Origin of the sequence: Novipirellula methanifontis, assembly GCF_052161655.1 — a bacterium.
Classification (GTDB): Bacteria; Planctomycetota; Planctomycetia; order Pirellulales; family Pirellulaceae; genus Novipirellula.
This window is the reverse complement of sequence record NZ_CP197418.1, coordinates 6,709,418-6,730,382: the sequence shown is the minus strand read 5'-3', so window position 1 is coordinate 6,730,382 and position 20,965 is coordinate 6,709,418. Positions and strand designations below refer to the sequence as shown.

The window sequence follows — 20,965 nt, the reverse complement described above, 5'->3', positions numbered from 1 at the left end:
AAATCGACCTGAGATAACTGAATTTGATTTGACTCGGCAGTGAGCGTTCGGTTTGCAACGCAATCGATGTCACGTAAAGAAAAATTCTTTATCCGTTCGGGGACAAAACGAGTGGAACATTTTTAGCCAGCATGGTGCATAAAACGCTCAAACCGCACGCTGCTTTACTTGCAGCATGGGCGATCCGTGACCAGTCCGTCAGAATGGGTTTTCACCTATGCAGATCAGCCGCTAGCAAGATGGTCATCCGTCTGACTTGGTGAGGCAAGTCGGTCGAGGTCCACTTCGGAGACGCGGACCTCGGCAGCCTCAAGATAGATTCCCAATTGACCGGTATCGAACGTTTGGTCGGCCAACGACAGCACGACGCGGCCATCGACAGACAATTCCAGATAGCTGCCAAACGCGAGCAGTTGTATCGACGCCTCGCTGCGCGATTCGGAATACCAAAAACCTGTTTGCAGCGATTGGAATGTCATCATGTGTTCACCGCTGCCGTCGGCGCCGGTACCCCAGGCACGAAGCTGGGCCACACCCTTTAGGATGTCGAGGGACAGATAATATCCGTCGCGGGTTTCGGGATCTAAGCGAAAGACGATTCCACATTTGCCGAGCCCCTGCATTTCAAATTTGGCCTGGAAGCGAAAGCAGTCGAGCGTGCCATCGAACACGAACGCTTGGAAACCACTTTCACAGGCAAGGTCCAAGTGGCCTCCGGCGACCCGGCACACTTGGATTTGCGGGCCGACATCTTCGATCAGACTGTGGATACAGCGACAATCGATACTTTCGCGGAGGTAAGCGTCGATTCCCTCGAAGGTAACCGCCCGCAGTAAACCCGAATCGCTACGCACCAAACGCTTCGGCGGCGGCATCAGATTTTCGGCCGTCCGATCGCCTAAATTCATCGAATAGAAATTCCAGAGCAGCCAACCGTGGTCATCACGACATACCCGGCCTGCATAATTTCCTTGGGCCAACAGGACGTTGTCGTGATAACTCTGCCACGGATCGCCAATCTTTTTGGTATGCCAATAGCGAATTTTAGCGTCTTCGCGGATGCTGCCAATCAGGTAATGGTCGTCTCCAAAAACGATCAAGTTCGGCACTTCGACGTCATCGTAGAGACGCGGGTGGTGCAGCGCCGGTTGAGCCTCGAAATGATGCGGTGCAACCTCTTTCATCAACGCCACACATCCGCGGCGGACGATCGGCCCTTCTTTCACACGTCCGGCGGCCAGCAGCCAACCATCATTGCCATCGTGGTAATAGAAGGGATCGCGAAAACTAACCCAGTGTCGCCCTTCGCTTAACGAGGACTCGTAATATCTCGAGTCCGGTTCAAGTGGCAAACAGCTATCCGGATCGTGATCGGCATGCAGGCAATCAGCGACTTTACGCCGACTCTGGCGTACCGCTTCTTTGACTCGCGAGGGGTCTTTGGGACCACGATGGTCCTCCCAGTGAACCGGCGATTTTTGCCAATGATACAAATCATCACTGACCGCCATTCCCAAACGTTGATAGCGGCCCTGATCGCGTCGAGACAAACCGGTGTAGAACATCCGCCAACGACCCGATTGGTGCGGGTCGGGCGAAACATGCATCGTCCACAGCATTAAATCGTCCCAGCTGCCGGGATCACCAATGAACAACGCGTTACTGACGCGACGCCAATTGATTGCATCGGTGCTGACGGCGTGAGCGATAAAATCGTGATTAGGAAGCACCAGATGAAATAGGTGATACAGCCCATCGTGGAATAAAATGTCGACGTCGCCAATCGTCTTCCTACTGCCATCGGTTTCGGAAAACATAATCGACTCGCTCAAACGTGAAGGACCGGTGCTTAAATCTGATAGCAAAATGTTAACTCAATCGCCATCCAAATGCCACATCGATCGGCGTGTTTCCTGCGATCGTTGTAACGATCGCACCCCGAATCGACTCATCTCTGCTCCTCGTCATTGAGTCCAAGTCTCGGATAAGACACAAAAAAATGCCCCATCGAATCGATGGGGCATTGATGCGAGGCGATGGTTCGCCGAGATCGCTTAAGCGGGATTAGCTTTTCGATTTAGCTTGCTTCCGCTTGATTTCAGTTTGATTTTCGCCTTCACCCAAGGTTCGGGCCATCAATACGATACGGTCGTTCACTTTTATCGGCACGCCTTGGACCGTCACTTGATCGCCTTCATTGGGCGTATTGGACAATTGATCCTTCGGGCCGAGATCGACCAACATCGATTTACCGTTCTCGGTTTTCACTTTCGCCAGCAGATGTTTCTGTCCTTGCACTTTGACCTCGCGAGTGCTGGACACCTTGCCGGTGTATTTGCGACCATTACGGTCGATCGTCAAATCCGATGACTTCGTCTTCGCCTTTGTTGCGATCAAGATCGACTTGTCGCCTACTTTCATACGGTGTCCGCTAGCAGTCAGTTTGTCGCCTTGGGACAACGTGTTGGAGTCTTGTTTGACACCGAGGTCGACCGGAGTCGCCTTGCCGTCGTTGCCTTTGACAAACGCCACGATGTGGTCGCGGCCTCGGACGTCGACGGTTTTGATGCGGTCGATCGTGCCCGAAATCTGCTCGGTCTTGGAACTCAGATCCTTCTGTTTACTTTGAGCTTCCGATTTCCCCTTCTGGTTTTGATCGCCTGAGGAATCAAAGCTTTAAAAGGTGAAAGCGTCGTAGATTCCGTCGTTGTCGGTGTCACGATAGCGGGTATAGCTGTCGTAGACCCCATCGTCGTTCGTGTCCTGATAAATCGAATACCATGTCAATCCGTTTTGGTTTGACTGTTGGCTCGAACCATCGTCATAGTAGTCGTAAAACCAACTGTCATCCGACGATGTCCTCGATTGTGTCGACGTGTTGGATTGGTTCGTGTCGTTCACGTAACCATAATCGCCGTAATTTGTTTCGGTGTCGTTGACATCATCGTTGTCTTGATCCGTGCTGGATCGGTTGTCGGAGTATTCGAACGTTTCATTATCCCAACGTCCGATTGCTTCGTCGGTCGGGTTGTAGTCATTGCCGTCAAACCACTCGCTGACGTCATACCAGGCATCGTCCTCGTAGAAGCGTGAGGCGTGCTCGTCGGCATTTGCGATGGGCATCGCACAATAGCTGGCCGCGATCAGACTCGCCAATAGCATACGTTTCTTAGTCATCAATTTTTCTCCTGTGATAGGGTTGCGGAACGCGATCTCGGAGATCGCTTCGGAACTTCCGATGCTGGGAGGAAAAAAAGCAACGATCATGCCTACTGGTCGCCAAGTCGCATGAAAAAAGTAGGTTTATGCCGTGAAAACCGCATCTGTGGCGATTCGTTCGAGTCGTTTGCTGAAGAATTGCAACCAAATCTTTGAAGGGATAAACAGTGTCAACGTGATGTGAGAGGTTGTCGTCCGGCGATATCAGGCTGGAATGAAAATGGAGTCAGTAAAAGGGGCGCGGTCAACGACTGTGTGTTTTTCTGTTGCAAAAGTGGAAGGCGTTTTGATCACCCTGGTCGGTCACTGAACAGATCCCCGGTGCGATCCTAGGTCTGTATCACCGATCGCATCGCTCGCACCTTTCGGCACGTCATTTGCCACCGTTCTTTAACACGAATTCCACTTCATCTTGCGACTCGTTCCGCAAGTTGAGGGAGGAAACGACTATTCATGCACTGTGCAACACTACCCTTATCACTGGAGTTAATGACAATGACGATTCGGAAACTAGCAGCATGTGTGCTGCCGATGATGATGATCTCGACCGCTGCCGCTCAAACTAATCGCGAAGCGAGTGACGTTGGATCACGCTACGAGGACGACGCTTGGTACGACGTCAGCGAGTGGTTTGATGGCAACGACTACAATCCGACCGACGAAGCGATTGGGCGATGGGACGACGAACGCTTCGATTATTACGACAAGCAAACCAGCTCGGACAACGATAACGACGACGAGACGGTGTCGGCAGAAGAGTTTTACGGCGAAGATTTCGATGACGGCTATGCCACCTACCAAGACAATGACCGCGACGGTACTTACGAAAGCATGTCGCGATACCACGACACCGACGGTGACTATCTGAACGACAGTTACGCGACCTACCGTGACGATGATGGCGACGGTATGTACGATACCTACGACTTTAGTCAGCTTGCTGGCGAGAACGCCGTGCATAAGAGCAACGTTGCCCAGTCCACACAAAAAGGACTGAGCGGCAAGGCCTACAAGGTCTCGGGCACCGTCGAGGAAACAAAGATGGTCACGCGACTGGGTGAGATGAGTCTGTTGGTCAATGCGAAGACAGACGACGGCAAATCGATGTGGGTCGACTTTGGTGATGGTGGCACTTCGCTGCAATTGTTCGATGGCGATTCGTTCACCGCATATGGCCCGGTCGTCAAACGAGGCGATAAAGATGTGTTGGTCGCAACGACACTCGAACGCCGAGGCAAGCAACGAGAAATTAAGCGAACCGGTCGCCGCTTTAGCGGAACCGTTCAGTCGACTCGAAAAGCAAACGTCAAGGGCAAAGAGCATTTGGTCGTGAAGCTGGATACCGAAGACGGCAAAAAACTGACCGTCGACATGGGCGATCCCGCTGCTGTTAAAAATCTGAAAGAGGGCAGCAAGGTGACGGTCACTGGTGTTCCTGTCAAAGTCGGAGACCGTGTTATTCTGATTGCGGATTCGAATCAGACCAAGACTAAGAAGCAGACGAAGTAAAGTAAATGCGTCGGAGTGCTACGCTTACCGAGCGTCGCATGCGGATTGCACTTCAAGTCACGCGTTCAGTTGGCAGTGATTCCCGCAAGGGAGTTCATCGCCGACTGGACGCGTTTTTGTTTGAGACCGGCTTGGTTTGCTGCCGTGGATTTTTCAAATGTAAACGTCAGACTTCCAGTCGACAACGTTTTCAATTGCCTCGATTCAAATCGGGCAAGATGATTCTTTCATCCGCGTGTTTGGCGATGAATTCTTCGATCGCCGCAGACTGTCCCGTAATCGCATCATCGGCCGCTTGCTGGACTCCTGCATCAGCGCGATGTTTGAAGAATTTCGGGACTTTTACAAGGACCTTTAGTTCGACAGTCAGGTCGATGCGCGTGCCTTCAGCGTCAGGCCGTGCATCAAACGTGGTTTGGTAGTGTTCGAGGCGTCCGGCGGGGCGTTTCGAGACGGTGCTGACGTCGATGTGGTCAGGTTGAATGTCGGCGTTTTGCTCAAGTACAAGCTCGGTGGCTTCGAGAGTTGGATCGTCCAACTGCACGGTCAATTCTTTGACCGCAGAGACTTCGGTCTTGGAAATGCCTCGAATCGCATTCAGTATCGGTCGGTCGTCTTTGGACGTATCGAGATTCACGTCTTCGATGCGTTCGGCGAGCAGTTTCATTCCGGTGTGTCCGACGATCGCGGCGGTCGCATTTTTGCGTACCATGATTTGGCGGAATTTGTCGAAGTCACAGTCAACCACGAAGCTATGCTGCTGTTGCCCCGATGCCAAGTGTTCAATCGATCTCCCTTGCCATGCCAAAAGCACGACAGCGATGATGACAATTGCCACAGTGATGATCACCGCAATGCGAGGAGAGCGTTTTGTAGGGTTCAATGGAGGATTCTTTTGTAGAGGACGAGAGACTCAGCGAGTTTCTTCGAGGTAGAACGCGACGAGGTTCATTAGCTTCACCCCGTCGATTGGTTTAGGGAAGTAGTCGTCACAGCCCATCGCGATGCATGCTTCTCGCTCCCCGTCCATCGCGTCAGCGGTCAATGCGATGATGGGGGTTTTAAAGCCAAGTTCACGGATTTCCGCAACAGCTTCCTGTCCTGTCATCACGGGCATTTGCATGTCCATCAAGATCACATCGAACGGACGTTGATCTTTTTGAGCGCGTTGAGTCTCCTCGACGGCCTGCAATCCGTCTTCAACCACCGTGACATCGGCGCCACATTTCTCGAGAAAATACTTGCCGATTCGCCAGATATCGCGGCGATCATCGGCCAGCAAGACGCGTGCACTAAATTTAGGGAACGTGGATCGCTTGGGTTCATCCTCTTTGTCGGACGTGTCGTCCACCAACAGCGTTTGTTTTTTAAGGACTTGGTCGGCGGTCAGCGGCAGCGCAAACGTGAAACAGCTTCCGACGCCCAGTTCACTTTGTACCGTGATCGTGCCGCCCATCTCTTCGGCTAACCGCTTGCTGATGCTCAATCCCAAACCAGTACCGCCATAGCGTCGCCGCCGTGCTGTTCCCGAATTACTAAACGGGATAAACAATTCCGACAAATGGCTCTCGTGGATTCCGATCCCGGTGTCACGCACAGCGATCGTGATCGAGGGTGGCACCGATTCCTGGTTCAGTCCAATTTCGACACGAACGGTCCCGTGGTCGGTGAACTTTAATGCATTGCTGATCAAGTTGACTAAGACTTGTCGCACTCGGACCGCGTCGGCCGTGATTTCAGCGGGACACTCGGGGCTCCACTCGAACGTCAGCGGAATGCCTTCCTCCGTAGCACGAACAAGCATCAATTCCTGGACTTCACCAAGCAAATTGCGAATGTTCAATGTTTGCGGATGAATCTCCATCTTGCCCGATTCAATTTTGGACAGATCGAGAATGTCGTTCAGCAGAGCCAGCAGGTATTCACCGTTTCGTTTGATCGTCGTCACTTTTTCAAGTGACGGTTCGTCGTTGAGTTCCTCGGTCAACATGTCAGCGAACCCGAGCATTGCAGTCATCGGGGTTCGCAATTCGTGGCTCATGTTCGCCATAAACGAACTCTTTGCATCACTTGCCGCCTTGGCTTCTCGATTGGCTTCTTGCAAGGCTTCTTGAACCTCCATTCGCTCAGTGATGTCATTTTGCACACCCACGAAATTGACCAATCGACCACGCTCGTCAAACAACGGAGTGATTTGCAAGTCGTTCCAAAATCGGGTGCCGTCCTTGCGATAGTTGCAAATCGTGATCTGGCAAGACTCGCCATTAGCGATCGCCGAACGCAATTTAGCAGTCGATTTGGGATCGGTATCGGAGCCTTGCAAGAACCGGCAATTCCGACCCACGATTTCGTCGCGATCGTATCCCGTCAGATTCATGAAACCCGGGTTTGCATAGGAGATGGGGTTGTCTGGGGCCGTTGCATCGGTGATGACAATTCCATTCAGCGTCGCCTCGATCGCGAGATGCTGCAGTCTCATTTCGAGTTCGAAGGCACGCCGTTCGGTGACATCGCGAACATTGCCGCCAAGGAAATGCTCGCCTTCAATTTGGATGCTCGCGACACTCATTTCAATCGGCAGCAACGATCCATCACTCCGTTTCCAATCCGCTTGGAATGGCTTAAGCGTATGTTGTGCAGCATCCTTGAACACGCTGTCGAAATCGGCATCGATCAAATCGCACTGGACATCCATCAAGCTCAGCTTAAGCAGCTCGTTACGTTCGTAGCCAAGCGAATCGACCATGGATGGATTCACATACAGGAAGCGGCCTCGACGATCGGTTAAGAAAACGAGGTCGTTCGCCGTTTCAGTCATGAACTTGAAACGTTCGAGTTGGTCTCGAGTGGCACTGAGTGAGGTGATGTCAATCAACGTCAGCACAACGCCTTGGACATCGCCCTCGGATATATACGGAACAATTCGAAGCAAGTAGGATTCGTTTCCTTGGTAGCGAACTTTCGTTTCAAACTCATTGCGAGTCTGCAGTACGAGGTGCAGGTTTTCAAGCAGTGGTTCGTAACGCAATCGATGCGTGAAATCGCTGATCGGACGGCCGATGTCGTAATCGCTGATCTTCAGCAATTCTGCGATCGGAGACGTGTATTTGCGGATGCAAAAATCGCGGTCAAGAAAAACAACTCCTACCCGAGTCGTTGCTAACAAATTGTCCATGTCCGCATTGGCTTCGGCCAACTCAACAACACGTCGTTGGTGTTCCGCGTTGACCGAGTACAGCTCTTCGTTGACGGAATGCAATTCCTCGTTCGTGCTTTGCAGTTCCTCGTTGGACGCGACGAGTTCTTCGTTCGCGGCCTGCAATTCCTCATTCGACGTTTCCATCTCTTCGATGGTCGCTTGCAGATTTTCTTGAGATTGTTGTAATTCTGATTCGAGATAGGTGACACGGTCTTTTTTGACATCGGCCATCGAGTCGGCGACATCGAGCAGTGCGTCGGGTTGCAATGAAGGTTTGTCTTTCGTTATCTCTAAGAAAGAGATCAAGAAGTTGCCAAGGCTCGATTGTGGTGTTCCAATGGGTTCCACCGAGATCTGCAAGTCGTTGGATTCAGATTCGGATTGCGCCGATGCAACTTTGAAATTGACGATGTCACGTTTCTTCGCAGCGTGATGCAGTGCCGCCGATAGTGACGCTTTGAATCGCGGGTGAATTGCGTCAAGAATATGAGTGCTGGGGCGACCGGTTCCGTAAACAAGATGTTTTTCTGCGCCGCTGAATACATGCAATATCTGTCCGCCCTGTTCCACCAGGATGCTGCAGCCCATTTTCTGGTTCAGCAATTCGTCGTAGATCCCTAACAATTTCGAGTCCACTCGATTGCTTTGGCGAGAAGTCGGAATGAGCGAAAGCGTGGAAAGCTTCTCGTTTCGCGGATTTAGCGGCAGGTCGGTGCCCGGCGGCATCCGCAAATCACGACGTTTCGAATAGATACGCCAATGCGCATCGATCACATAGAATTCGTCGCTCAGTTCACCTGGGGACTCGCTGGGGCCGAGAAACAGAGTTCCACCGGACTTCAACGCGAAATGGAATAGCGAGAGCGCCTTGGTTTGTGGATTGGTCTGCAAATAAATCAACAGATTGCGACACGTCACCAAATCCATCTGAGTAAACGGAGCGTCATTGATGACATTGTGAGGGGCAAACACGATCATCTGGCGCAGCGCAGGACTGACTTGGTAGTAGTCGTGATCACGACGGAAGTAGTGCTTAACGCGTTCATCCGACATCTGTGCGAGTGCGTCGGCATGATAAATGCCTTTTGCCGCTGTCTGAATCGAAGATGGATGTGCATCGGTGGCAAAGATCTTGATGTCGCATTTCACGTTTCGCTTGCGACGTTCTTCGTCCATCAAGATCGCAATCGAATAGGCCTCTTCGCCTGAGGCACAACCGGCGACCCAGGCACGTATCGTCTTTGATTCTTCGTTCGTGGTGAAGATCTTCGGAATCACTTCCTTGGCAAGGGTTTCATAGGCTTCGGGATCACGAAAGAACTGAGTCACACCGACCAACAAATCGCGATACAGATTGCTTAGTTCATTCGGGTGATACTCGATGTGCGCGACGTAGTCGTCAATCGCGTGAATGCGAAGCATGTCAAATCGTCGTTGCAATCGTCGTCCAACCGTGGACGATTTGTACATCGAAAAATCGATTCCGAACGTTTGCTGCAGTAGCTGAAAAATCCGCTCGATGCCGTCGAGAGAATTTGACGAAAGTTGCTCTACGTTCAGTTCGTCTCGGCTGATTTCACCGTGAGTGTAACGCACCAAAGTGGATGCCATCTGATGGGGAGGCAAAACTAGGTTGACCACACCGGTTTCTTGAGCACTGACGGGCATCCCATCAAACTTTGCTGACGCTTCATCCTGGCTAATGACCAGCCCGCCTGATTCATGGATTTCGCAGATACCACGCGAGCCATCACTGCCGGTGCCAGACAAGACAACCGCGATAGAGTAAGGGCCGTAGTCTTGGGCAAGCGAGCAAAAGAATTTGTCAATCGGATGCGAAAAACTTCGGTCAAGCTTGCGTTTCGTCAGTCTCAATCGGCCACCGGAAATTTCCATTTCCATTTTTGCCGGCAGCAGATAGATAGAGTCAGCGTTCACCTGCATTCCATCCTGAACCTGATGAACCGGAATTTTCGTTTTCCGGGAAATCAGCTCGTCCATGTGGCTTTCGAAATCGGGGGATAGATGCTGAATGACAACGAAAGCCATCCCGCTTTTTGTCGGAACATGCTGAAAAAATGACTCTAAAGCTTCCAGACCGCCTGCTGAGGCACCAACCCCGACAACATAAAGATCCTTATTTCGCTCGGATCGTGGATTGGAGGGCGAGCGAGGTGGTGATTCTTGCATAGCAACAGTAAGCAGACCGATTCGAGGAAGACGATATAGGTCTTCACTACCAAAAAGTTCAAATTAAGCAGCCTATTAGCAAGTTTTGTGCCATTTCGGCCTCCCCGCCGACTCGTGTCTCACCGACTTGCGTTGACTAGATAAAGAAGAAAGGTTGGAAGAGGCACGCTGACGCATTGCCTCGATTTTTGAGTTCGATATGAATTACAGCTCGGCCTTATTTCGAGATCCCCAGGCTTCGCGGTTATTCCGAGGCTTCGCGTTGGGCCATCCGTTGAAATAGGGATTGAAGTTTTGTGATGTCGACAGGCTTGATCATGTGTTCATCGAACCCCGAGTCGCGTGCCTGTTTTCGGTCGGCGGATTGGCCATATCCGGTCATGGCAACCAAATAAATGTCTGCGGTCGCAGGACGTTCACGCAGCTTGCGAGCCAGATCGTATCCCGTCATACCCGGCATTGAGATATCGGAGAAAATAACGTCAGGAATCGATTGGCTCAAGCATTCCAGGGCAGCGAGTCCGTCTTCGGCCACTTCCACTTCGTGCCCGAGTTTGACCAGCAACCGTGCCATGATCGTGCGCAGCGCCTTCATGTCTTCGACAACCAAAACCTTAAATGGTCGGGTCACGGCCATGGGCGCGGCAACATCGGTCTTTGGCGTCTTCGCGTCGGCGGGATCACAAAGCGGAATGCGAACCTTGAAGACGCTCCCTAGCCCGATCCCTTCACTTTCTGCGACCACGCTGCCACCGTGCATTTCCACTAATGTTTTGACCAACGTCAGCCCGATGCCCAAGCCGGCACTTCCTCGCTGTAGCGAATCATCTACTTGGGCAAACATTTGGAAAATTTCGTCAATTCGGTCCGTCGAGATGCCGACCCCATTGTCGCTCACCACAATCACAGCCGATTCGAGTTCGCCTTCATTGGATTGCACTGACAATGCGAGATTGATTGTGCAATCGCTGTCGCTATATCGAGACGAGTTGTTCAACAGGTTGCAAACCACTTGTGTCATTCGCGTCGCGTCAGCATGTACAAACACATCTTGATCACCGAGATCTAGCTTTAGATGTTGATCCTTTTCGTTAATGAACGTGCTCGATGCTTCGACCGCGGCATTGATGACATCACGCAAATTGGTGACTTCTTTGTTGAGCTGGATTTTGCCTCGCCCAATACGTGATACGTCCAGCAGGTCGTCGATCAAACGGATTAATTGTTCGACTTGTCGTGCCATTGTTTGCCGCAATTCTTCGGTATCCGCAGGCAACTCGGACAAACTCATCAACTGAATCGCGTTTTTGATCGGTGCGAGCGGATTCCGCAACTCGTGAGCAAGTGTGGCAAGAAATTCATTCTTGCGACGATCGGCTTCCGATAGACGCGCAGCGAGTTCCGCAAGTTGGTCTTCGTCATGTTTGCGTTCGGTCAAGTCACGCATCACTTTGCTGTAGCCAACAACGTTATCGTTCTTGTCTTTTACGACGCTGCTGATTCCGGACGCCCAGAATCGTTCTCCGCCTGCACGCATCATCCAGCGGTCGTCACTTGCGCTGCCTTGCGTTGCCGCCGTTGCAAACTCTGAATCGGGAATTCCCATCGCAATGGCTTCGGGGGTAAAGATCAGCTCGCGAATGTCTTTGCCGAGAAAGTCAGCTTCGTCGAATCCGAGCACCTTCAATACTCCCCGATTCCACGTGGTGGCTCGACAATCGGCGTCCATCGCAAATATCGCATAGTCTTCGATCTGCTCCAGAAATGTCCGTAGATACTGGTCCATTTTTGCGTTTTCCGATTCCAATTGCCCGGCGCGATCGAGCGTTTGTTGCAGTCGGTTCCGTTCGACCTTCAACGCAATCGCATATTTTTCGGCGCGATGCCGATTGTGCTGGACGAGATACAGCACGCCGACGACCAGAACCAGTCCCGCCACCGTCGACAATAATCCGGTTGCCAACGCGGTCCAATAAGTGGTCGCTGCAACTTGCTCGCGTTTCGCAATCGAGCTCTCCTCGGTTCGACGAAAATCGGTCATCTGTTGATGGATCGTATCCATCGTCCGTTTGCCAATATTCGTTGCCACCAAAGTTTGTGCGGTTTCAAACCCTGCCTGGCGACGCACGTCCAGCGTCCCTGAGAGTTCTTCGAGTTTCTGGTCGATCAAAACTTGTAGAGGAGCGATTTTTGCATGCCGGATAGGGTCCGACTCGGTAATCGTCGCCAAATCGTGCATTAGTCCATCAATGGCCGTGATCGACTCGTAATACGGCTCCAAATATTCTTCTTGTCCTGTGATTAAAAAACCACGCTGGCTGGTTTCGGCCGATTTGACCGTCGATTCGATCCGGTCCAACACGCTCAGTATTTTGTAGGAATGCTCGACCAAACCCGTGTGAGCGCGCAATCGCCGTGTGTTGTGGAAAGTGACGAACCCCGTGATCACCAGCAAAATGACCACTGCGGCTACGGCAAACGGTTCAGCCATCCGTTGCGGGCGGCGAATCGAATCAGTTTCCTTCACTTGGTGTCCATGCAAAATACTTCGAACCGCGAAGCGAGCTCAAATAGGGGCAAAGTCAATTATTTCGACAGCGAACCAACATACCGGCTCACCATCTGTAGCATGATTGTTTTATTAATCGGTTTACTAAGATAGTCGTTGCAGCCTTGTTCAATACAGCGATTCATGTCGCCCTGCATCGCGTCGGCGGTAAGTGCAATGATGGGCCCCGCAAATCCCATTCGTCGCAGACGCTCGGCTGTTTGGTAGCCATCGAGTTTGGGCATTTGCATGTCGAGCAGGATCAAATCGTACGGTTCACCTTGTTCGATTGCCGCTTCGACGCGTTTGATCGCAACCTCACCGTCCTCGGCTTCGTCGACTCGAGCTCCGGCCTTGGACAACAACGTTTTGCTTAAGAACCGTATATCACGACGATCATCCACCACCAAAATAGCACAATCCAACGAGATGCATTGGTCCGGTTCATTTTCGGAGCTCGGCTGAGTCAGCGCCATCGGCTCGATCATCGGTACCCCGTGAACATCACCGGTCGCAATGGTCAGCGAGAAGGTGCTGCCTTGACCTTCGGTGCTGTCTACGGCAATCGTACCGCCGAGCATCTTGGCCAACCGCTGACTAATTGCCAACCCAAGCCCCGTTCCGCCAAAGTGACGCGTGACGCTTGAATCACCCTGTGTGAATGGCTTGAACAATTTCGCCTGTTGCTCGGGTTTCATGCCGATGCCAGTGTCGACAATATCGATTCGCATCCGTTGCTCATCGGCGTTATAGCTAATCCGCAATCGCACCTCTCCGCTCGGAGTAAACTTGATTGCGTTGCCTACCAGATTGATCAGGATTTGTTTTAGACGCTTCGGATCCGAGGTCACTTCGGATGGGATTCTGCCTTCGTATTGGACGTCGAGCGTCAGCCCACCTTCGATTGCTCGCACCTCCATGATCGAGCGAACATCTTCGATCAGATGGTTGGGGGAAAAGGGCTCGGGGGCGATTTCGAGTTTGCCAGCTTCGATTTTCGACAGATCCAAAATGTCATTGATGATGTCGAGCAAAAAGTCTCCGTTGCGACGGATCGTACGCACATGCTCTAGCGCCTCGGGGTGATCGATCTGGTCGGCGATCAAATCAGTGTAGCCAAGTATGGCAGTCATCGGGGTGCGGATTTCATGGCTCATGTTTGCTAGGAATTCACTTTTTGAATCACTCGCTGCCTCCGCCTGCGCCCGAGCTTCTTGCAGCGATTCCTGCAATTCATGTTGATCGGTAATGTCCCAAATGAGTCCAAGAATTCGCTTCGGCTCGCCGTTGCTGTTATGCACTTGTTGGCCAACTCCCGCGATCCAACGTACCGTACCATCGGAACGAATGACACGAAATTCTTCGTCGAGATTTGTGTTGCCCATGACCGTTTGACGCCAAGCATGGCTGATGTGTTCGAGGTCATCGGGATGAATCATTTTCATCATCGTCCTGGCGTTTCGCTCGCAATCGGGTGACAATCCGAGCAACTCATACATCGAATCTTCCCAAAACGCACCTTCCTCGCTCCATTCCCAGACGGCCATGCCACCGGCACGCAAGGCCATCGTCAGTCGTTCTTTGCCTTCGGCCAGTGCCAATTCCGATTGTTTGCGCTCGGTCACATCGCGTGTGATGCTGGTAACCAGTTTGGCGACGCCCGATTTGTTGCGAGAGATCAGGCCCAGATTTTCGACCCAGCTGGTTTTGCCGTTGTCTTCACGGACGATGCGGCAATCAAAACGATACGATGATTCGTCGCCTTTGACTGCGGATTTCAAGTGGTGGGCGGCTTCGACGCGATCGTCGGGATGGACGATTTGCAAGATGTCGTCAAACAAGATGTCTTGCCGCGTTTCGCTCATCCCAAAAATGGATTGCAATTCTTCGGACCATTTGATTTGGTCCGTGCTGGGATCCCATTCCCACGTACCCAAACGTCCCGCTTGAAGCGACAATTTTAAATGCTGTTCGCGTTTTCGCAGTTCCTCTTGCCCGCGTCGCACGTCGGTGACGTCGCTACCATTGGCAACGACAAATACCACCTCGCCATGTTGGTCCCGTGCGGGTGTAAATATGAAGTCGGTGATCCGCTCCGTCCCATCGGGTAACCAAAACGGCAAGTCTTCGCGATAGACCTCGCCCGCCGTCGACAACCGCAAACCGTCGCGGAGCTTTTGTTTCACTTCTTCGTTGTTTCCCCACCATGGGGAATCCCAGAAGTGTCGATTGATTGTCTCTTCTCGGGATGCACCGAGTTGGCGCAGCGCAATCTCGTTGATGTCGGTGGTTGTCCCGTCGAGTTCAATAATGCCGGTGTAGTAATAGCCGTTGTCGAACAACACTTGCAGTTTGCTCTCGGCGCGTTCGTAGTCCGCAATCAATGCGATCAGTTTCGCTTGTTTGTCGGCCAATTGCTCTGCGTTTTGCCGGACCAGATCCTCCGCTGCCTTGCGATCCTTGATGTCCACGCCCGAAGGAATGACATGGGTGATATTTCCATCCGCATCGCGGACGGGGGCTAACATAAAATCGATCGTCGTTCGATCATCTTTGCCGATACGAATGACGACGTCGTGGCGAATGGTTTCTCCGTTGATCACGCGAGCAAACTCGTCTCGTAACTGAGTCGCCACTGCGTCGTCGTAATTCCACCAATGACATTCCCAAAACGGTTTGCCAACCACATCGTCGCGTTGCAGTTGGGCTGCATGCAATGCGGTCTCGTTGGCTTCGAGCAAGTTGCCCTCGCGATCCAGGACGCCGATGAATGCAACCGTATTGTCGATCACTCGCCGGAGATGGTTTTCCCGGTCCGCCAATTCGGTCTCGGCTCGGGCGCGCTCGATGCGGACACAGACACGATTGGCAATGTCCTGCAACAAATCCAATTCATCGCGACGCCATGCGTAGGCGTGGGATTTCAATGCCGAGACGACAAAGCGAATACGCTGTTCGGTCACGTAGGCCGAATTGCAAAACGCACCAATCTGGAACGACCGGAAATGATTCGCGATCTTTGGATCTTGTTCGCGGTGTTGTGTATCATCAAGGTAAAACTGTCGCCCGGCAAGAAGTTTCTTTCGCTCGGCCTGCGAATGGAAATCCTTTACCAAGTGCTTGCCCAACATCGATGGTCGCGAGTCGTGACGATACTCGCAGACGATATCAGCGTATTTTGCAATCTCGTCGAATTCAACCAACAAGCAACTTGATAAACCGAGGTAATCGGCTGTTTCTCTGGTTGCCAGTCGCATTAGGTCGGAAACCGAAGAAGTCGCATTGAGTTGCGACTGCAAATGGGAAAGAAAGGCGAGGTTTAGCTCAGCGCGTTTGCGATCGGTAATGTCTTGTGCCGCCAAAATCGCCGTGACGGGAGTGGGAGGCTCGGCAGAGCAATCGAACGAAACCTGTTTTCTCGCGTTGATCCAGCGAACTTCACCACTGGGCAATCTAATTCGATGTTCGAGGTCGCAATGGCCATCCCCATCCGACTCGAGGCAGGCTTGAACTCGCTGAATAATTTCATCACGGTCTGCGGGATGATAGGTCGAGTGAAATTCATCTCGCGTGATCGTGATTGCCTTGTCGCTAATGCCATACATTGCGGCGGCTTCAGCAGTCAGTGCGACACAGTTTTTGCGAAAATCGACATGCCCCAGCCCTAGTTTGGCCACTTCGACACCCACGGCGAGCTCGCGACGTGATTCTCGTAATTCCCGCTCCGTGCGTTTTCGTTCAGTGACGTCCGTCAATACGACATGGCAGCCACCAATGCTGCCATCGGGGTTTTTCTGTGGAACATAGGTCACCTCCTTGATCCGTTTTCCGCGGACGCCAGGTAATGTCAGTTGCAACTCGTAGGTTTTTTGGATTCCGCTGAACGCATCGAACAAATAGGGTTCGATGGTCTCGTAAATCTCAGCGCCGATCACCTCAATCACCTTTTTGCCAACGATCTCTTCAATCGGTCGTTGCCATTGTGCAGCGTGGGCGGCATTGGAAAAGCGGTACCGCAGGTCTCGATCGACAAAAGCAAAGGCTGGCGGAATGGCGTCCGTTATCGTCCGCAACTGGGCTTCACGCGTGGCCAGTTGCTCTTGACTCGCATGCAACTCTCGATTGGCTGACTGCAACTCCTCATTCATCACCTGCAGCTCTTCGTTGGAAGCCCGCAACTTCTCATTAGTCGCTTCCATGTCCTGGATCGACTGTTCAAGATCCAGGCGAGTTATTGTGAGTTCGCGTTGCAAGTCAGCAATGACGGAATCTAAGTCCGATCGGTCGCTTTGCTTCATAGTAAATAATCTCCCGCCAGAGTTTAGCGGGTCTGTTGAAAGTTGTAGAGGTCGACGTCGATCGGCTCCGACGAATTGGTCCATGTTTAGGAGCGAAAATCCACTCCACGTTGGCATAGTGAGGGTGCAAGTTCGCCCCCCTTGGCACTCGATTGTTGATGACTTGTATTGGCTGGCAGGAAACCGGTCAGATTGGTTGGTTCGCGGTCAGGCTGAGGTATGGCTCGCGGCTACTTAGAGTGTATCTGCTTTCACTCGGTTGCTCTATCGGATTTTGGTTTTGGGTTTCTCGGCATGCAATCTGCATCCCAATTTGTTGGCCCCTGAGCGGGCTACAAATGAAAATTTCAACTCGACACGGAGATAGCAATGAGCAAACAGACACTTAACGGTAAACGTATCGCGTTTCTCGCCACCGATGGTTTTGAACAAGTTGAACTCACCAAGCCGTGGGAAGCCATCAAGGACGCAGGCGCTGAGGTCGTGTTGGTGTCGCCGAAGACGGGCAAGATCCAGGGGATGAACCACGACGAGAAAGCGGACACCTTTAAGGTGGATAAGGCAGTTGACTCCGTTTCTGCCGAAGACTTTGATGGACTGGTTTTACCGGGCGGTGTGGCCAACCCCGATGCACTGCGAATGTGTGACGATTCCGTCAGCTTCATCCGCGATTTCTTCAAGCAACATAAATCGGTCGCTGCGATTTGCCATGGCCCTTGGACGCTGATCGAAGCAGATGTGGTTCGCGGACGCCGAGTGACATCGTGGCCCAGTCTAAAAACGGACCTCAAAAACGCCGGTGCAAATTGGGTTGACGAAGAGTGTGTTTGCGACGAAGGGCTGGTGACCAGTCGTAACCCCGATGACTTGCCCGCTTTTTGTGACAAGGCGATCGAAGAGTTTGCCGAAGGCAAGCACGCCAAACAAACGGTGTCGTAAGGCGATCAGGCGGCACTCAATTCCGCCAATAATTGGGCAAAACAAACAAATGCACCCTTCAGAAAAGAGTAAACATAATTCAATGGACATACATAAAAAACTAATCGAACTTATCGACGATTTCGATCAAGCCATGCTGGTCACGCGAGCAGTCAACGGTGCGTTGACGGCTCGTCCGATGGCGGTGGCTCAAGTGGAAGATGACGGAGATTTGTGGTTTGTAACAGATCGAAACTCTGGAAAAGTCGCCGATCTGATGCTCGATGAAGACGTTGCCGTGACCATGCAGGGATCGAGCAAGTTCGTATCGTTGTCGGGCAAGGCACACGCCGTTGATGATCAGGCAAAAATCGACGAATTGTGGAACGAAGCTTGGAAGGTCTGGTTCCCCGAGGGCAAAACGAGTCCGTCGCTTGTTCTGCTTCGAGTCGAACCGACTCGCGGCGAGTACTGGGATAACGCGGGATTGACCGGATTGAAGTACCTTGTCAAAGCGGGCAAGGCGTACTTGCAGGGCGATAGGCCTGAAAAGGATGCTTCGATCAATGCCGCAGTATCGATGTAACGATCGATGTAACGCATTTCTTCAAATAAAGCCGCTGACGGTTGGAAACGACATTGTCGTTCCTCTGCTGGAACGCGGTTTGCTTTGAATCGTATTTGTTAGCGGTGAGTGAGCTGTGTGAGAATTGTGTTTTCAAAATTCTCACGTGCCGCTCGCTGCGGTTTGTTTGCAATTTCACCCAATTTTGCGAGTCCCGATCATGCGAGTTTTACGACTGACCCCCATTGCGTTAGCACTTCTCATCGCGGGGCCGACTTTCGCCGATGACGGGCTGTTTGGCTATGATGATGGTGCTTCGACTGCACAAGGGGATATTCTAGAGTCCAGCGGTGACTATGCCCGCGGGCTCGGCAAAGGAGCGTTGCTGCAATCGATGTCTGCGGTGCAGTTGCAAAGAGCTCTCGAGCTGCGTTTGCAAAATCGAGAAGAGAGTGTCGAGCAATATTACGAGTTGAGAGAGCTGCGAGACGAATCGCAGCCCAACGCAAGGGGCACGATTGATGACGAGAAGGCACGGCGATTGGCTAAACAGGCGGCGCCAGATCGATTGTCCAAAAACCAGATTGATCGTCAAACCGGGCAGGTTTATTGGCCAAGGCCGCTGGATCATGATGCACTGAAGCCTTACCGAAAACCGATCGAAGAAACGTTAGCAAAACGTAGTAGCCCTGGGCATACCTACCGTCGTGCGGACTATCTAAAAGTCCAGCGGATGGTTGATCTGATGCGTGAATCGGTTGAGTCGATTCAAGATAAACTTGACTCCAACGAAGTGGTCGCATTGAAAGACTACTTGGCTCAGATTGCATATGACGCCCGCTTCAATGGCGCTGATGAACGCATTGATTATTGAGACGCCCTTTGCGTCTTATTGCGACAAGCATAGTAGCGAAACTCGCCAAGAGTTTCGGCAGATTTTAGCCGTTTATGCAGAGAAGCAGACGCGAAGTCCCCTGCCCCTTTGCTACGCAACTGGGCGTCATGCAAGCGATTGTGCAAAAGCTTCTCGTGAAGGTGATACGACGGTGTTTTTGATAACAGTTGATAAGAATGAGGAACTTTGATGGATGCCAGAACTGACAACGCGCCACTGAATCAAGTGCCGTGTCCCCAATGCGGAAAACACGTCGATGACCGAGCCGTCGCGTGCCCACAATGCGGCGAAAAGATTTACGTCGAACACCCTGGTGATATCACCCCAACGCGGCACTCGCAGGTCGACTTTCCGGGCGAGTCAAATGAGTCGCTGCAGCCTAATGCGCCCGAGATTAAGGATGACCGTCGATGAGTGAAAAATGTTTAATCGCTGAGTTTAGCAACAACGAGAAATTTCGTACGGCAATCGAAGTTCTGGAAAAGGGAGGCTTTACTCCGGACGAGGTCTCGATCGTGACTCATGCCTCGGACGAGAACCTTGCGGAATTACGCCAAGCGACCGAAGCGAATGAGAACGCCTTGTCAGGGGAAAAAACAACCGCCGCTTCCACGCTGGCGGGCGGAACCTTGGGGGCCGCGCTTGGTACGATGACCATGATGGGGCCGATGTTGGTCGTCGGTCCAATCTTTGGCATGGCGGCCGGCGCGGTGGGCGGCAGCCTGCTGAGTGCAATCAGCCGCTGGAACGTTGATCATGATGTCGCCGCAGATTACGAGGCAAAATTACGCGGCGGCGCAGTGTTAATTATTATCACCGGAGACTCAATTCGAGTTGATGAAGCGGCAGCAATGTTAAGGACAGTGCCGCCGAAATCGCTTGAACAATTTCACGCTTAAAGCTCTTGACAACGAAAGTATTAAACCAGGGATTGTCTCGTATTACGATACAACGAAGGCATCCATGCGACCGCCGCGACTTTGCGTGAAAACTATGTTAGGCGACTACACGACGGATTCCCGCTTCACAATCGTATTTGGGTAGACGCCGGCATCTTTGAGTTTTTTGATGAGTTGAGGGACACTCTTCTTCACGGCGAAATCCAACTCGGCGCGAGTTAAGCCAATAACGCGCATGACACCGTATTTCTTGCCATCAATCTGGGCCGTAGATTCGCGTTCGAGTAGAAGCCCCTGAAATGGAGCATCAGATTCGACCCACACACCGATGTCTAAAGTATGTCGATGTCCAAATTTGAATTCGGTGGTAGCGTGGCCTAGCTCGGTAAGTGTTGAACGTACCCATCGCTCGTCGTTGCAGGAGGTCAGGAGTTCGTATCGTCCAAATGACGCTGGTCTTTGTTCTGGGTGAATGGCAAGTTCGCAGGAAACGAATGTGGCAAGAGTGGACTTGTCCGAATATCCGATCGTCGAAAAGTTGAGCGGGCCGCCAGCGTCGAATCCGACAATCGCAACGATCGTGTTAGGGTCGATTGGGCCAATCGACGACTCAAGCGGAGCAAAGAGCTCGCGGTAAAACGCGTTGTAGTCCATACGCTGAGTCGCCCAACGGGAGGATTTACGTCAACCGCCGAAACGAAGCAGGCGACTCTGGATTTCGAGAG

Annotated in this window: 14 protein-coding genes; 6 read left to right on the top strand and 8 right to left on the bottom strand. The window is 52.1% G+C overall.

Translation table 11 applies throughout. From position 1 onward, the window contains the following. Nucleotides 1–224: 224 nt before the first annotated feature. The 3 genes from SH528x_RS24315 to SH528x_RS24305 form a co-directional block, all read right to left on the bottom strand. A complete protein-coding gene (locus tag SH528x_RS24315) occupies nt 225–1,817 on the bottom strand; it encodes a glycosyl hydrolase (RefSeq protein ID WP_442506043.1) in 1,593 nt (530 codons plus the stop codon). 247 nt (nt 1,818–2,064) lie between these two features. Further along, on the bottom strand, nt 2,065–2,532 hold the full coding sequence (locus SH528x_RS24310) for a hypothetical protein (protein ID WP_442506042.1): 468 nt from the start codon (nt 2,530–2,532) through the stop codon (nt 2,065–2,067). Nucleotides 2,533–2,676: 144 nt separating this feature from the next. Continuing rightward, entirely contained in the window at nt 2,677–3,177 is a 501-nt protein-coding gene (locus SH528x_RS24305; protein WP_442506041.1) for a hypothetical protein, read from the bottom strand. 537 nt (nt 3,178–3,714) lie between these two features. Here SH528x_RS24305 and SH528x_RS24300 point away from each other — a divergent pair. Beyond that, on the top strand, nt 3,715–4,728 hold the full coding sequence (locus SH528x_RS24300) for a hypothetical protein (RefSeq protein ID WP_442506040.1): 1,014 nt from the start codon (nt 3,715–3,717) through the stop codon (nt 4,726–4,728). Between the two features lie 190 nt (nt 4,729–4,918). Here the strand turns inward: SH528x_RS24300 and SH528x_RS24295 are convergent, their stop codons facing one another. From SH528x_RS24295 to SH528x_RS24280, 4 genes are all read right to left on the bottom strand, one after another. Beyond that, nucleotides 4,919–5,611, bottom strand: coding sequence for a hypothetical protein (locus tag SH528x_RS24295; RefSeq protein ID WP_442506039.1), 693 nt, complete (start codon nt 5,609–5,611; stop codon nt 4,919–4,921). Nucleotides 5,612–5,641: 30 nt separating this feature from the next. Further along, nucleotides 5,642–10,117 carry a chemotaxis protein CheB gene (locus tag SH528x_RS24290; RefSeq protein ID WP_442506038.1) on the bottom strand — a complete coding sequence of 1,492 codons (4,476 nt, stop codon included), beginning with the start codon at nt 10,115–10,117 and terminating at the stop codon, nt 5,642–5,644. 244 nt (nt 10,118–10,361) lie between these two features. Continuing rightward, entirely contained in the window at nt 10,362–12,644 is a 2,283-nt protein-coding gene (locus SH528x_RS24285; protein WP_442506037.1) for a CHASE3 domain-containing protein, read from the bottom strand. A 59-nt stretch (nt 12,645–12,703) separates the two neighbouring features. Further along, nucleotides 12,704–16,963: a PAS domain S-box protein gene (locus tag SH528x_RS24280; RefSeq protein ID WP_442506036.1), complete on the bottom strand. Its 4,260-nt coding sequence runs from the start codon at nt 16,961–16,963 to the stop codon at nt 12,704–12,706. Between the two features lie 369 nt (nt 16,964–17,332). Between SH528x_RS24280 and SH528x_RS24275 the strand changes: the two genes are divergently transcribed. The 5 genes from SH528x_RS24275 (at nt 17,333) to SH528x_RS24255 (ending at nt 20,240) form a co-directional block, all read left to right on the top strand. Continuing rightward, on the top strand, nt 17,333–17,902 hold the full coding sequence (locus SH528x_RS24275; RefSeq protein ID WP_442506035.1) for a type 1 glutamine amidotransferase domain-containing protein: 570 nt from the start codon (nt 17,333–17,335) through the stop codon (nt 17,900–17,902). An 82-nt stretch (nt 17,903–17,984) separates the two neighbouring features. Next, nucleotides 17,985–18,467, top strand: coding sequence for a pyridoxamine 5'-phosphate oxidase family protein (locus SH528x_RS24270; protein ID WP_442506034.1), 483 nt, complete (start codon nt 17,985–17,987; stop codon nt 18,465–18,467). Between the two features lie 199 nt (nt 18,468–18,666). Further along, the gene (locus tag SH528x_RS24265; protein ID WP_442506033.1) at nt 18,667–19,320 is read left to right on the top strand and encodes a hypothetical protein; all 654 of its coding nucleotides are present in this window, start codon (nt 18,667–18,669) and stop codon (nt 19,318–19,320) included. Between the two features lie 210 nt (nt 19,321–19,530). After that, nucleotides 19,531–19,755, top strand: a complete 225-nt coding sequence (locus SH528x_RS24260; RefSeq protein ID WP_442506032.1) for a zinc ribbon domain-containing protein — start codon at nt 19,531–19,533, stop codon at nt 19,753–19,755. After that, complete coding sequence (locus tag SH528x_RS24255) at nt 19,752–20,240, top strand: general stress protein (protein ID WP_442506031.1); 489 nt, start codon at nt 19,752–19,754, stop codon at nt 20,238–20,240. Before SH528x_RS24260 ends, SH528x_RS24255 begins: the two co-directional genes overlap by 4 nt. A 105-nt stretch (nt 20,241–20,345) precedes the next feature. On the opposite strand, the gene SH528x_RS24250 is transcribed toward SH528x_RS24255, so the two are convergent. Continuing rightward, nucleotides 20,346–20,894: a suppressor of fused domain protein gene (locus SH528x_RS24250; RefSeq protein ID WP_442506030.1), complete on the bottom strand. Its 549-nt coding sequence runs from the start codon at nt 20,892–20,894 to the stop codon at nt 20,346–20,348. Nucleotides 20,895–20,965: the final 71 nt, after the last annotated feature.

Excerpts from the sequence above, each read along its gene's own strand:
- SH528x_RS24260 (WP_442506032.1), top strand. The coding sequence starts at position 19,531 with ATGGATGCCAGAACTGACAACGCGCCACTGAATCAAGTGCCGTGTCCC.
- SH528x_RS24280 (WP_442506036.1), bottom strand. The coding sequence starts at position 16,963 with ATGAAGCAAAGCGACCGATCGGACTTAGATTCCGTCATTGCTGACTTG.
- SH528x_RS24305 (WP_442506041.1), bottom strand. The coding sequence starts at position 3,177 with ATGACTAAGAAACGTATGCTATTGGCGAGTCTGATCGCGGCCAGCTAT.
- SH528x_RS24290 (WP_442506038.1), bottom strand. The coding sequence starts at position 10,117 with ATGCAAGAATCACCACCTCGCTCGCCCTCCAATCCACGATCCGAGCGA.
- SH528x_RS24315 (WP_442506043.1), bottom strand. The coding sequence starts at position 1,817 with ATGTTTTCCGAAACCGATGGCAGTAGGAAGACGATTGGCGACGTCGAC.
- SH528x_RS24275 (WP_442506035.1), top strand. The coding sequence starts at position 17,333 with ATGAGCAAACAGACACTTAACGGTAAACGTATCGCGTTTCTCGCCACC.
- SH528x_RS24300 (WP_442506040.1), top strand. The coding sequence starts at position 3,715 with ATGACGATTCGGAAACTAGCAGCATGTGTGCTGCCGATGATGATGATC.
- SH528x_RS24250 (WP_442506030.1), bottom strand. The coding sequence starts at position 20,894 with ATGGACTACAACGCGTTTTACCGCGAGCTCTTTGCTCCGCTTGAGTCG.
- SH528x_RS24265 (WP_442506033.1), top strand. The coding sequence starts at position 18,667 with ATGCGAGTTTTACGACTGACCCCCATTGCGTTAGCACTTCTCATCGCG.
- SH528x_RS24255 (WP_442506031.1), top strand. The coding sequence starts at position 19,752 with ATGAGTGAAAAATGTTTAATCGCTGAGTTTAGCAACAACGAGAAATTT.
- SH528x_RS24270 (WP_442506034.1), top strand. The coding sequence starts at position 17,985 with ATGGACATACATAAAAAACTAATCGAACTTATCGACGATTTCGATCAA.